General features: G+C 71.6%; 11 protein-coding genes. 7 read left to right on the top strand and 4 right to left on the bottom strand.

Annotated elements, in window-relative coordinates:
• Positions 1-292 precede the first annotated feature (292 nt).
• Positions 293-1,240, top strand: coding sequence for a hypothetical protein (locus ACZ404_RS18390; RefSeq protein ID WP_468441030.1), 948 nt, complete (start codon positions 293-295; stop codon positions 1,238-1,240).
• 36 nt (positions 1,241-1,276) lie between these two features.
• On the opposite strand, the gene ACZ404_RS18385 is transcribed toward ACZ404_RS18390, so the two are convergent.
• Together ACZ404_RS18385 and uvrA are read right to left on the bottom strand one after the other, a co-directional pair.
• Positions 1,277-1,705, bottom strand: a complete 429-nt coding sequence (locus ACZ404_RS18385; RefSeq protein ID WP_468441028.1) for a Rieske (2Fe-2S) protein — start codon at positions 1,703-1,705, stop codon at positions 1,277-1,279.
• Between the two features lie 241 nt (positions 1,706-1,946).
• Complete coding sequence (uvrA, locus tag ACZ404_RS18380; protein ID WP_468441026.1) at positions 1,947-4,973, bottom strand: excinuclease ABC subunit UvrA; 3,027 nt, start codon at positions 4,971-4,973, stop codon at positions 1,947-1,949.
• A 224-nt stretch (positions 4,974-5,197) separates the two neighbouring features.
• Between uvrA and ACZ404_RS18375 the strand changes: the two genes are divergently transcribed.
• The 5 genes from ACZ404_RS18375 to ACZ404_RS18355 all read left to right on the top strand — a co-directional run bounded on the left by ACZ404_RS18375 (position 5,198) and on the right by ACZ404_RS18355 (position 9,522).
• Positions 5,198-5,884 carry a maleylpyruvate isomerase family mycothiol-dependent enzyme gene (locus ACZ404_RS18375; RefSeq protein ID WP_468441024.1) on the top strand — a complete coding sequence of 229 codons (687 nt, stop codon included), beginning with the start codon at positions 5,198-5,200 and terminating at the stop codon, positions 5,882-5,884.
• A gap of 44 nt (positions 5,885-5,928) precedes the next feature.
• Complete coding sequence (locus ACZ404_RS18370; RefSeq protein WP_468441022.1) at positions 5,929-6,585, top strand: MBL fold metallo-hydrolase; 657 nt, start codon at positions 5,929-5,931, stop codon at positions 6,583-6,585.
• A gap of 371 nt (positions 6,586-6,956) precedes the next feature.
• Positions 6,957-7,841, top strand: coding sequence for an ABC transporter substrate-binding protein (locus ACZ404_RS18365; RefSeq protein ID WP_468441020.1), 885 nt, complete (start codon positions 6,957-6,959; stop codon positions 7,839-7,841).
• Positions 7,838-8,773 (top strand): amino acid ABC transporter permease, encoded by a 936-nt coding sequence (locus tag ACZ404_RS18360; RefSeq protein WP_468441018.1) that lies wholly within the window; start codon positions 7,838-7,840, stop codon positions 8,771-8,773. The genes ACZ404_RS18365 and ACZ404_RS18360 overlap by 4 nt, the downstream gene beginning before the upstream one ends.
• The gene (locus ACZ404_RS18355; protein ID WP_468441016.1) at positions 8,770-9,522 is read left to right on the top strand and encodes an amino acid ABC transporter ATP-binding protein; all 753 of its coding nucleotides are present in this window, start codon (positions 8,770-8,772) and stop codon (positions 9,520-9,522) included. Before ACZ404_RS18360 ends, ACZ404_RS18355 begins: the two co-directional genes overlap by 4 nt.
• A 22-nt stretch (positions 9,523-9,544) precedes the next feature.
• On the opposite strand, the gene aroQ is transcribed toward ACZ404_RS18355, so the two are convergent.
• Positions 9,545-10,018, bottom strand: a complete 474-nt coding sequence (aroQ, locus tag ACZ404_RS18350; protein WP_468441014.1) for a type II 3-dehydroquinate dehydratase — start codon at positions 10,016-10,018, stop codon at positions 9,545-9,547.
• 213 nt (positions 10,019-10,231) lie between these two features.
• On the opposite strand from aroQ, the gene ACZ404_RS18345 reads away from it, so the two are divergent.
• Positions 10,232-11,518, top strand: coding sequence for an MFS transporter (locus tag ACZ404_RS18345; RefSeq protein ID WP_468441381.1), 1,287 nt, complete (start codon positions 10,232-10,234; stop codon positions 11,516-11,518).
• On the opposite strand, the gene ACZ404_RS18340 is transcribed toward ACZ404_RS18345, so the two are convergent.
• Positions 11,515-12,612, bottom strand: coding sequence for a calcium:cation antiporter (locus ACZ404_RS18340; RefSeq protein ID WP_468441012.1), 1,098 nt, complete (start codon positions 12,610-12,612; stop codon positions 11,515-11,517). The genes ACZ404_RS18345 and ACZ404_RS18340 overlap by 4 nt on opposite strands.
• Between the last annotated feature and the right edge of the window lie 25 nt (positions 12,613-12,637).

Genomic DNA, 12,637 nt, shown 5'->3' with positions numbered 1-12,637 from the left:
CTACTGGCGAGCACCGACACCGCGTCGGGCCTGTGGACAACGCTCGGCAGGCGGGTCGGGCGGGGCCGTGCGCAGGGGGCGCGGCTCGGCCAGGAGCGGGCGGTGACCGGTCCGAGGTGTTGTCGCGGTCTGGTCAACACGCTTCAATGCGGGGGAACTCGGGGCCGCGCGCACCGGCGTACGGACGCGGTGTGCGAGAAGAGGGGCGCTCCCGGCGCCCACGGGGGTGGCCCCGCGCCCCGTGCGGGCGGTCCGACCAGCCGTCGTGACACTCACAGAAAGGCCCCTGTGCATGCGGCACGCCACAGAGCACGCGGACGTCCCCACCGCGGAACTGGACACGGCCCTGCGGGGCGGCCCCTTCCACGTGGCGCTGCGCGCCGCGATCGCCGCCCGGGGGCTGCCGCTGCAGCGTGTGCAGCACCATCTGTCCCGGCACGGGGTGAAGGTGGGGGTCACCAGTCTGAGCTACTGGCAACAGGGCGCCCGGCGCCCCCAGCGGCCCGAGTCCCTGCGCGCCGTACGGGCCCTGGAGGAGATCCTCCAGCTCCCGGACGAGTCCCTCATCCGGCTGCTCGCCGACTCCGGCCGGCACTCCGCCGCCGGCCGCCCCTCGGCCCGCTCCTACCGCTCCCTGATCGAGGCCTCCGACGTCCTGAGCCGACTCCAGGTCGAACTGGACTGGTTCCTCGACGGCGGGCTGCACACCCTGGGCCACCACGAACGCGTGCGCATCGGCGCCCACCGGGAGCTGGCGGGCCGTGAGTCCCACCACATCGTGCGCGCCCACCGCGACGGCGTCGACCGTTTCGTCGCCGTCCACCACGGCGACCCCGGCTCCAGCCCGCGCGAGATGGCCGTGCTCGCGCTGGAGAACTGCCGCACCGGGCGGGTCCGCTGGGACCAGGACACCGGTGTCCTGGTGGCCGAGCTGCTCTTCGGCACCCGGCTGCGCGCCGGCGACACCTTCCTCTTCCGGTACGGCATCGAGGACGGCACGGCGGGCGTCTGCCGCGAGTACGTCCACCGGTTCGGCTTCCCGGGCGGCCAGTACGCGCTGCAGGTCGGCTTCGACGCGGCCGCGCTGCCGACGCGCTGCCACCGCTTCACCCAGCACTCGCCGGCGGCCCCGCGCAGCGGACGGCACCAGCTGCCGGTGAGCGGCCCGCACCACAGCGTCCACCTGGTCGAGCCCCGGATCCGGCCCGGCCTGATCGGCATCGCCTGGGACTGGGAGTGACGGAAGGGGCTGAGCGACGCTGCGGGACCCGGCGGCTCAGGCGCCCGGGCCGACGATGATCCTGCCGTTCGCCGTCCTCACCGGCAGCTCGTTGAGCGGCTCGGTGGCCGGTGCCTGGACCACCTTGCCGGTCAGCGCGTCGAACTGGCTGCCGTGGCAGGGGCACACCAGGGTCGTGCCCTGGAGCTTGTTGATGGGGCACCCGGCGTGCGTGCAGATCGTGCTGTACGCCTTGAGGGCGCCGCTCTCCTCCCGGCCGACCACCACGTTCCGCTCCCGGTAGAGCTTGGCACCGCCCTTCGCGACCTCGCTCTCGGCACCGAGGTCGACCGGCGCCGTCGGCGTCGCATCGGCCGGACCGCCGTCGCCGGGCGCCGCGCAGGCGGCCAGTCCCAGCCCGGCGACCGGGGCCACGGCGGCCCCTCGAAGAACGGTACGACGGCGCGCGAAGGGGCGTGCGGGCATCTGGGACTCCAGCAGGTCAGGGTGCGTGCACGGCGACGATACCCGGGCAGAACGGGCCGGGGCGGGGCGGGGCGGGGCCCAGTGAGCGCCGGGGCGTCGGAGGGGGCCGGGGGGAGGCCGGCCTGCTCCGATGCGGTGGAACGAGCGGCGCCCCGCGGGGAGGTCCCGCGGGGCGCCGCTTCTTCCGGCTCTTCCGGCGACGTTCGTTCCGATGACGGTTCAGGACACAGCCGTGTCCGTCTCAGGCCTTGCGGGCCCGCGTCGTCTTCTTCGCCGGTGCCGCCTTCTTCGCCGCCCCGGCGGCCTTCTTGACCGCCGTGTTGTTGGCCTTGGCCGTCACGGTCCTCTTCGCCGCCGAGCCGGCCGCGGCGGTCTTCCTGGCCGCCGCGCCCCGCGGCGCCTTCACCGGCTCCGCATCGCTGATGCGGTCGGCGCCGAGGATCTCGCGCAGGAACTTGCCGGTGTGGCTGGCCGGAACCCCGGCGACCTCCTCGGGCGTGCCCTCGGCCACCACCAGGCCACCGCCGGCGCCGCCCTCGGGACCCATGTCGACGATCCAGTCGGCCGTCTTGATCACGTCGAGGTTGTGCTCGATGACGATGACCGTGTTGCCCTTGTCGACCAGGCCGGAGAGGACCGTCAGCAGCTTGCTGATGTCCTCGAAGTGCAGACCGGTGGTCGGCTCGTCCAGGACGTAGACCGTGCGGCCGGTGGAGCGCTTCTGCAGCTCGCTGGCGAGCTTCACGCGCTGCGCCTCACCGCCGGACAGGGTGGTCGCGGACTGGCCGAGCCGGACGTAGCCGAGGCCGACGTCCTTCAGGGTCCGCAGGTGCCGGGAGATGGCCGGGACCGCCTCGAAGAAGTCGGTCGCCTCCTCGATCGGCATGTTGAGCACGTCGGCGATGGACTTGCCCTTGTAGTGGACCTCCAGGGTCTCCCGGTTGTACCGGGCGCCGTGGCAGACCTCGCACGGGACGTAGACGTCCGGGAGGAAGTTCATCTCGATCTTGATCGTGCCGTCGCCCGCGCAGTTCTCGCAGCGGCCGCCCTTGACGTTGAAGGAGAAACGGCCGGGCAGGTAGCCGCGGACCTTCGCCTCGGTGGTCTCGGCGAACAGCTTGCGGATGTGGTCGAAGACGCCGGTGTACGTCGCCGGGTTGGACCGCGGGGTGCGGCCGATGGGCGACTGGTCGACGTGCACGACCTTGTCGACCAGGTCGTCGCCGTCGACGCGCGTGTGCCGGCCGGGGACGTTGCGCGCGCCGTTGAGCTCGCGGGCCAGGTGCGTGTAGAGGATGTCGTTGACCAGCGTGGACTTGCCGGAGCCGGACACGCCGGTGACGGCCGTGAACACGCCCAGGGGGAAGGACACGTCGATGTCCTGCAGGTTGTTCTCGCGCGCGCCGTGCACGGTGAGCCGGCGGGACGGGTCGTGCGGGCGCCGTACGTCCGGGACCGGGATCGACTTGCGGCCCGAGAGGTACTGGCCGGTCTGCGACTCGGCGTTGACGAGCAGCTCCTTCAGGGAGCCGCTGTGCACGACCTTGCCGCCGTGCTCGCCGGCCCCGGGGCCGATGTCCACGACCCAGTCGGCGACCTTGATCGTGTCCTCGTCGTGCTCGACGACGATGAGCGTGTTGCCCATGTCGCGCAGCCGGACCAGGGTCTCGATCAGCCGGTGGTTGTCGCGCTGGTGCAGGCCGATGGACGGCTCGTCCAGCACGTACAGGACACCGACGAGGCCGGAGCCGATCTGGGTGGCCAGGCGGATGCGCTGGGCCTCGCCGCCGGAGAGGGTGCCGGCCGCGCGGTTGAGCGAGAGGTAGTCCAGGCCGACGTCGACCAGGAACCGCAGCCGCTCGTTGACCTCCTTCAGGACCCGCTCGGCGATCTTCTTGTCCCGGTCGTTGAGCTTCAGCTCGCCCAGGAAGTCCGCGCAGTCGCTGATCGACATCGCGGAGACCTCGGCGATCGACTTCTCCATGATCGTGACCGCCAGGACGATCGGCTTCAGGCGCGTGCCCTCGCAGGAGGGGCAGGGCACTTCGCGCATGTAGCCCTCGAAGCGCTCGCGGCTGGCGTCGCTCTCGGCCTCGCTGTGCCGTCGCTTGACGAAGGGCACGGCGCCCTCGAAGGGCGTGGTGTACACGCGCTCGCGGCCGTACCGGTTGCGGTACCGCACCTCGATCTGGGTCTTGTGGCCGTACAGCAGGGCCTTCTTCGCCCGCTGCGGCAGGCCGGCGAAGGGGATGTCGGTGCGGAAGCCGAGCGCGTCCGCGAGGGCGCCGATCAGCCGGCCGAAGTAGTCCTTGGTGTGCCCGTGCGACCAGGGGTGGATGGCGCCCTCGTCGAGGGACTTGTCCTCGTCGGGGACGATCAGCTCCGGATCGACCTCCATGCGCGTGCCGATGCCGGTGCACTCGGGGCAGGCGCCGAAGGGCGAGTTGAAGGAGAAGGAGCGGGGCTCCAGCTCCTCGAAGGACAGGTCGTCGTACGGGCAGTAGAGGTGCTCCGAGTACATGCGCTCGCGCTCGGGGTCGTCCTCGGCGAGGTCGACGAAGTCGAGCACGACCATGCCGCCGGACAGGCCGAGGGCGGTCTCCACGGAGTCGGTGAGCCGGCGCTTGGCGGACTCCTTGACCGTGAGGCGGTCGACGACCACCTCGATGGTGTGCTTCTCCTGCTTCTTCAGCGTCGGCGGATCCGAGAGCTGGATCGTCCGGCCGTCCACGCGCGCGCGGGAGTAGCCCTTGGTCTGGAGGTCGGCGAAGAGGTCGACGAACTCGCCCTTGCGCTCGCGCACCAGCGGGGAGAGCACCTGGAAGCGGCTGCCCTCCGGCAGTTCCAGGACCCTGTCGACGATGGCCTGCGGCGACTGGCGGGAGATCGGGCGACCGCACTCGGGACAGTGCGGCTTGCCGATGCGCGCGAAGAGGAGCCGCAGGTAGTCGTAGACCTCGGTGATGGTGCCGACCGTCGAGCGCGGGTTGCGCGAGGTCGACTTCTGGTCGATGGAGACCGCCGGGGAGAGGCCCTCGATGAAGTCCACGTCCGGCTTGTCCATCTGACCGAGGAACTGCCGGGCGTACGAGGAGAGCGACTCCACGTAGCGCCGCTGCCCCTCGGCGAAGATCGTGTCGAAGGCCAGCGAGGACTTGCCCGACCCCGACAGGCCCGTGAAGACGATGAGCGAGTCGCGCGGGAGGTCGAGCGAGACATTCTTCAGGTTGTGCTCGCGCGCTCCACGGACGATGAGACGGTCGGCCACGCCGGTCCGCACCTTTCTTCAGAGAAGTGACAGGGGCGGGGCCCCCGTGCTTCTTCGAGACTAGGGGGAGCCACTGACAACGCCGGTCGGATTCCCGGTTGCATAACAACCCCCGGGCATCCAGCATGCCCGACGCCGCCCACGACGATATAGCACGTGCTTTCGATTTGCGGCCGGGCTTCACCACCTTCACCCGAACGTGTGGCCCGGCTAGGGTCAGGTCCATGATTGATCACGCTCATGACCTGGCCTGTGTACGTGACGCGACCGAGCGGCTCCTCACCGCTGCCGCCGCACTGGACAACGCCTCGCTCGCCGAGCCGTCACGGCTGCCCGGCTGGAGCCGCGGGCACGTCCTCGCCCACGTCGCCCGCAACGCGGACGCGCTCGTCAACGTCCTCGAGGGCCGCCCCATGTACGCGAGCGCCGCGGCGCGGGACGCCGACATCGAGCGGGACGCTCCCCGCCCGCTGGACGCCCAGCTCGTCGACGTGCGCGAGAGCGCCGCCCGCTTCCAGCGGACGGGGTCGGTGCCCGCGGACTGGTCCCGCACGGTCGAGCTGCGCAATGGAGTCACCGACTCCGCGGCCCGGGTGCCGTTCCGGCGGTGGGTCGAGGTCGAGCTGCACCATGTGGACCTCGGGGTCGGCTACGAGCTGGAGGACCTTCCGGCGGAGTTCACCGAGCGGGAGATCGACTTCCTGGCCCGGCGGTTCTCCGGGCATCCGGACGTCCCGGCGACCCGTGTCACGGACGGCACGCGCGCGTGGAGCACGGGGCGCGAGGCGGCCGCACCGCAGGTCACGGTCAGCGGCCCCGCGGCCGAGTTGCTGGGCTGGCTCGCCGGCCGCCGCGACGGAGCCGCGCTGGACGCCACGGGGGGCCCGCTGCCGAAGCTGCCCCCGCTGTAGCGCGACGGCCGTGCCGCCGGCACTCCCCGCTATAGGCTGCCGTCATGACGTACAGCGGAGAGGTCAAGGTCGGCGGACCGGCGGACGTCCACGAGCTGAAGGACCTGATGATCACCAAGATCGCGGTCGGCCCGATGGACAACAACGCCTATCTGCTGCGCTGCCGGGCCACCGACGAGCAGCTCCTGATCGACGCCGCCAACGAGGCGCACACGCTGCTCTCCATGATCGGTGACGACGGCATCGCGTCCGTCGTCACCACGCACCGGCACGGCGACCACTGGCAGGCGCTCGCCGAGGTCGTCGACGCCACGGGCGCGCGGACGTACGCCGGCCGGGAGGACGCGCCCGGCATCCCGGTGCCCACCGACGTCCTGGTCGACGACGGTGACGTGATCAGGGTCGGGCGCGTGGAACTCACCGCGCGGCACCTCGTCGGGCACACGCCGGGGTCCATCGCCCTGGTCTACGACGATCCGCACGGACACCCGCACGTCTTCACCGGCGACTGCCTCTTCCCGGGCGGTGTCGGCAACACGCACAAGGACCCGAAGGCGTTCGCCGACCTGATCTCCGACGTCGAGACGAAGATCTTCGACGTACTGCCGGACGAGACGTGGGTGTACCCCGGACACGGGAACGACACCACCCTGGGCGCGGAGCGGCCGCATCTGCCGGAGTGGCACGCGCGCGGGTGGTGAGCGGGGCGAGGGCGGCGGGTGGGTGCGCATTCCGGGCCGCCGCACGCCGGGGCCTGGGAGCGCACGCCCGCTCTCGCGACCAGCGCGCGTTCTACGGTGCGCGCCCCGTGTGAACGTTTCGCACACGCCCGACGCGCGTGCGCGCTCCCGAGGTCCGCTGTCGGGCAGTCAACTGGTAGCAGCGCCGCACAGGACGACGGCTCCTGCGCGGCAGGGGCCGCCGGTCTTCCAACCCCGCCCTCGACCGGCGGCCCAGGCCGGGACCCATCGCCGTGGGAACGGGTTCACACGATCGCAACACCCGTTCCCACTATGCGGACAGTTACCGTCATGACCTGGACAAACGGGTGCTCCGCTGCCAATCTCGCGCCATGCACCCTGCCCCTCGCGCACTGCGCCGCGCCGTAGCCGCGGCCACCCTGGCCCTGCTCGCCACCGCCGTCGGCTGTGCTCCCCAGCCGGAGGAGAAGGCGTCGGCGGACCCGTCCGGTTCGGCCGCCAAGAGCTGCACCAAGGGCGCGTTGGCCACCAAGGCGTCCGGCAGGCTGACGATCGCGACGGACGAACCGGCGTACGAGCCCTGGTTCAAGGACGACAAGCCCGCGAACGGCAAGGGGTTCGAGTCGGCGGTCGCCTACGCCGTGGCCAAGCAGCTGGGCTACGGCAGGAGCGCGGTCGTGTGGCAGAGCGTGCCCTTCAACAAGGCGTTCGCGCCCGGTGTGAAGACCTTCGACTTCGACATCAACCAGGTGTCGATCAGTGCCGAGCGCAGGAAGGCCGTGGACTTCTCCTCCGGCTACTACGACGTGCGCCAGGCCGTCGTCGCGCTCAAGGGCAGCAAGGCGGCGAAGGCCACGGGCATCGCGGACCTGAAGAACCTCAAACTGGGCGCGCAGGTCGGCACCACGAGCCTCGACTACATCACCGACGTGGTGAAGCCGAAGCAGGAGGCCGCCGTCTACGCCAAGAACGACCAGGCCAAGTCCGCGCTGAAGAACGGTCAGGTCGACGCGATCGTCACCGACCTGCCGACCGCCTTCTACATCACCGCGGCGGAGGTGACGAACGCGAAGATCGTCGGCCAGTTCGAGAACCAGGGCGGCACACCCGAGCAGTTCGGGCTCGTGCTCGACAGGGGCAGCGCGCTGACCCCGTGCGTGACGGGCGCCGTCGACGCCCTGCGCAAGGACGGCACGCTGGCCGCGCTGGAGAAGCAGTGGCTCTCGGACGCCGTCGACGCCCCGGTGCTCAAGTGACGGTCACCAAGGGCGAGTCCGCCCGGGAGGGATCGGACGACGAGGGCGACATGAACGGCGGCGCCGGGCACGGCGTCGCCGGCGACGGCTACGTGCCCTCCCAGCGGCGGCTGGAGCGCGAGCGTCACCAGAGGGTGCGCGCCCGCCGCGCCACGGCCGTCGCGGCCCTGTCGACGCTGGTGACGGCCGTCGTGCTGTACCTGGTCGTCGTCAACGCGCCGGGCTGGCCGCGCACCAGGGAGACGTTCTTCAGCGCGCGCTACGCGCGCGAGGCGTTCCCGAAGGTCCTCGACGGGCTGTGGCTCAACGTCCGTCTGCTGCTCGTCTGCGGCGTCGCCGTCCTCGTCCTCGGCCTGCTCATCGCCATCGCCCGCACCCTGCGCGGCCCGGTGTTCTTCCCGCTGCGCATCCTGGCGGCGGCCTACACGGACTTCTTCCGCGGCCTGCCGCTGATCATCAACCTGATGATCGTGGTGTTCGGCGTGCCCGCGCTGCGGCTGCAGGGCGTGACGGTGGATCCGGTGCTGCTGGGCGGCACGGCGCTGACACTGACGTACTCGGCGTACGTGGCCGAGGTGTTCCGGGCCGGCATCGAATCCGTCCACCCCTCGCAGCGCGCCGCGGCCCGCTCCCTGGGCCTCACCAACCGGCAGGCCCTGCGACACGTCGTGCTGCCCCAGGCGGTGCGCCGTCAGGTGCCGCCGCTGCTCAACGACCTGGTGTCGCTGCAGAAGGACACCGGCCTGGTGTCGATCGGCGGTGCGGTGGACGCCGTACGGGCGGCCGACATCATCGTGGGCCGCAGCATGAACTACACGCCGTACATCGTCGCGGGGCTGGTGTTCGTGGCGCTGACCATCCCGATGACCCGCTTCACGGACTGGGTGACGGCCCGGTTGGACCGGCGGCAGGCCCAGGGAGGATCCCTATGAGCGACGCGCCCGTGCTGCGCATGGAGTCCGTCCGCAAGACCTTCGGCGGCTCGGTCGTGCTGCGGGACGTCGACCTGGAGGTCGCCCCGCACACGGTGACCGCGCTGATCGGCGCCTCGGGCTCGGGCAAGTCCACGCTGCTGCGCTGCGCCAACCTGCTGGAGGAGATCGACGACGGCGCGATATGGCTGGACGGCGAGGAGATCACCGACCCGCGCGCCGACCAGGACGCGGTGCGGCGCCGGATCGGCGTGGTCTTCCAGGCGTACAACCTCTTCCCGCACATGACCGTGCTGGACAACATCACGCTCGCCCCGCGCCGGGTGCACGGCGTCTCCCGCGCGGAGGCCGAGGAACGCGCCGGGGAGCTGCTGGAGCGCCTCGGCCTCGCCGACAAGGCCCTTGCCTACCCGGACCGCCTGAGCGGCGGTCAGCAGCAGCGGGTGGCGATCGTCCGGGCGCTCGCCGTACGGCCCCGGCTGCTGCTGCTCGACGAGATCACCGCCGCCCTGGACCCCGAACTCGTGGGCGAGGTGCTGGAGGTGGTCCGGGGCCTGAAGGAGGAGGGCATGACGATGGTGCTGGCGACGCACGAGATGGGCTTCGCCCGGGACGTCGCCGACCAGGTTTGTTTTCTGGACGGAGGGGTCGTGCTGGAGCGCGGCACCGCCGAGCAGGTCTTCGGCGACCCGCGGCAGGAGCGCACCCGGCGCTTCCTGCGGCGGATCGTGGAGGCCGGCCGCCTGTGAGCGGCGGTCGGCCCCCGACCCGCTACGCGTCGGCCTGCACCGCCCCCACCAGGGCGGCGACCCGCTCCACGGCGAACACGTAGCCCTGCACCCCGCAGCCCGCGATCACGCCGTCGGCGCGCAGTGAGACGTACGAGTGGTGCCGGAACGACTCCCGCCGGTGGATGTTGGAGATGTGCACCTCGATCACCGGCATGTCGTCGCAGGCGTTGAGTGCGTCCAGAATCGCGATCGACGTGTGGGAGTACGCGCCGGGGTTGATGACGATCCCGCAGTGGTTCAGCCGTGCCTCGTGGATCCAGTCCACCAGCTCGCCCTCGTGGTTGGACTGCCGGCAGTCCACCGTGCCGCCGTGCGCGGCCGCCGCCTTGACGCACATGGCCTCGATGTCGGCGAGCGTGTCCTTGCCGTAGATCTCGGGCTGGCGCCGGCCGAGGAGGTTCAGGTTGGGCCCGTTGAGAATCATGATCGGGGCGTTGGCCAGGGTGCGGGGCACGGTTCCTCCGGTCCGTTCGGGGCGGCGCGTCTGCGACCGCCTTCTCGCCCCCGGTCTACCACGGCGTACCGGGCGGGCGAGGGGCGGCGTGCACCGGTGACGTGTGGGTGCGCACGGCCGCTCGGTGATCACGTCCGCACGCCCCCGTAACGCCTGATCACGCCGGGTAGTTGACGCGGCATGCACGATGTACGGGTTGTGAGGGCCCCTTCCATGCGGCGGCTGGCCGCCGCCTCGCTCGCCGGGACCGCGATCGAGTTCTACGACTTCTTCGTCTACGGCACCGCGGCGGCTCTGGTGCTGGGGCCGCTGTTCTTCCCGACGTTCTCGCCGGTGGCGGGAACGCTGGCGGCGTTCGGGACGTTCGGGGTGGGCTTCGTGGCCCGGCCGCTGGGTTCGGTGCTGTTCGGGCACCTGGGTGACCGGCGTGGACGACGGCCGGTGCTGGTCGTGTCCCTGCTGCTGACCGGTGCCTCGACGGTCGCGGTCGGGTGCGTGCCGACGTACGGGGCGATCGGGGTGGCCGCGCCCGTGCTGCTGCTCGTCCTGCGGTTCCTGCAGGGCCTGGGGGTCGGTGGCGAGTGGGGCGGGGCGGTGCTGCTCACCGCCGAGCACGCCCCCGCGGGACGGCGCGCCCTGTGGTCGAGCTTCCCCCAGGTGGGGCCCGCGTTCGGCTTCCTGCTCGCGAACGGAGTGATGCTGGCGCTGTCGGCGACGCTGTCCGACGCGGACTTCGCGCGGTGGGGGTGGCGGGTGCCGTTCTGGGCCGCCGGCGTGCCGGCCCTGGCGGGGCTGTGGCTGCGCGCGTCCCTGACCGAGAGCCCCCGGTTCCTGGAGATCGACGACCACGCGCGCGTGCCGCTCGTCGAGGTCGTGCGGCATCACGGGCGGCTGGTACTGCTGACGGCCGGGGCGCTGGCCGTCGGCTACGCGGTGTTCTACGCGGTGACGACGTGGTCGCTGGCCTACGCGACCGAACGGCTCGGGGTGAGCCGTACCGTCATGCTGACCTGTGTGATGGCCGCGGTGGTGGTCAAGGGGGCGCTCACCCCGGTGATGGCGCTGCTCGGCGACCGTTACGGGCGCCGTCCGCTGTGCCTGGTGGGGTGCACGGCCTGCGCGCTGTGGATGCTGCCGCTGGTTGCGCTGCTGGCGACCGGGGAGCCGCTGCTGATGTTCCTGGGCATCCTGGGCGCGCTGATCGCCTTCATCACCATGTTCGCGGTGATCGCCGCGTATCTGCCGGAGCTGTACGAGGCGCGGGTGCGCTGCACCGGCGCCGCGGTCGGCTACAACCTCGGCGGGGTGCTGGGGGGCGCCCTCACCCCGATCGCGGCGACCGCGCTGGCGGAGCACGGCGGACGCGTCCCGTGGGCCGTGGGCGGGTATCTCACGGGCATCGCCCTGCTGAGCCTGGTCTGCTTCGCGCTGCTGCCGGAGACCCGGCCCGTTCCCGTACGGGCGGCGGAGCCGGCCACGAGCCGACCGGGCGGTGCCTAGGGGTTGACCGCCAGCTCCAGGTAGGCCGCGAACAGCACCAGGTGCACCCCGCCCTGCAGCGGGGTGGCCCGGCCCGGCACCACCGTCAGGGAGCTGACCACCACGGTCAGCGCGAGCAGCAGCATGTGCGTCGAGCCCAGGCCGAGGACCAGCGGCCCGGACAGCCAGACGGAGACCAGCGCGACGGCGGGGATGGTCAGGCCGATGCTGGCCATGGCCGAGCCGAGCGCGAGGTTCAGGCTGATCTGCACCCGGTCGCGGCGGGCGGCCCGCAGCGCGGCGATCGTCTCGGGCAGCAGCACGAGCAGGGCGATGATCACGCCGACGACCGCTTGGTGCAGACCGGCCGCCGCGACCCCGGACTCGATGGTGGGCGACACCCCCTTGGCCAGGCCGACCACCCCGGCCAGTGCGAGGCCGAGCAGGCCGAGACTGATCCAGGCGGTTCGCGCGGAGGGGGGTACCGCGTGCTCGTTGCCGGCGATGACATCGCCCTGCCGGGTGATCGGCAGGAAGTAGTCGCGGTGCCGCACGGTCTGGGTGGCCACGAACAGGCCGTAGAGAATCAGTGAGGACAGCGCGGCGAACGTCAGCTGCACCGTGGAGAACTGGGGGCCGGGCTTGCTGGTGGTGAAGGTCGGCAGCACCAGGCTGAGCGTGGCCAGGGTCGCCACGGTCGCCAGGGCGGCACCGGTGCCCTCGGGATTGAACACGGCGGTGCCGTGCCGCAGCGAGGCGACCATGAGGCAGAGCCCGACGATGCCGTTGCAGGTGATCATCACCGCGGCGAAGACGGTGTCCCGGGCCAGGGTGGCGGTCTTGTCGCCGCCGTCGATCATGAGGGTGACGATCAGGGCCACCTCGATGACCGTGACGGCGATGGCCAGCACCAGGGAGCCGAAGGGCTCACCCACGCGGTGGGCGACCACCTCGGCATGGTGCACGGCCGCCAGGACGGATCCCGCGAGGACCAGGATCACCACTCCCACGACCGCACCGGGCAGGTTGCGGCCCCAGGTGAAGACCAGCAGGACGACCGCGAGCACCGGCACGAGGAAGGTCCACTGGGTGGTGAGCGACCTGAGCCGGATCATGCTGCGATGGTGACAAAGGTTCAGG

The sequence above is a fragment of the Streptomyces sp. NPDC030798 genome (assembly GCF_055572275.1).
This window is presented reverse-complemented; position numbering and strand designations above follow the sequence as displayed.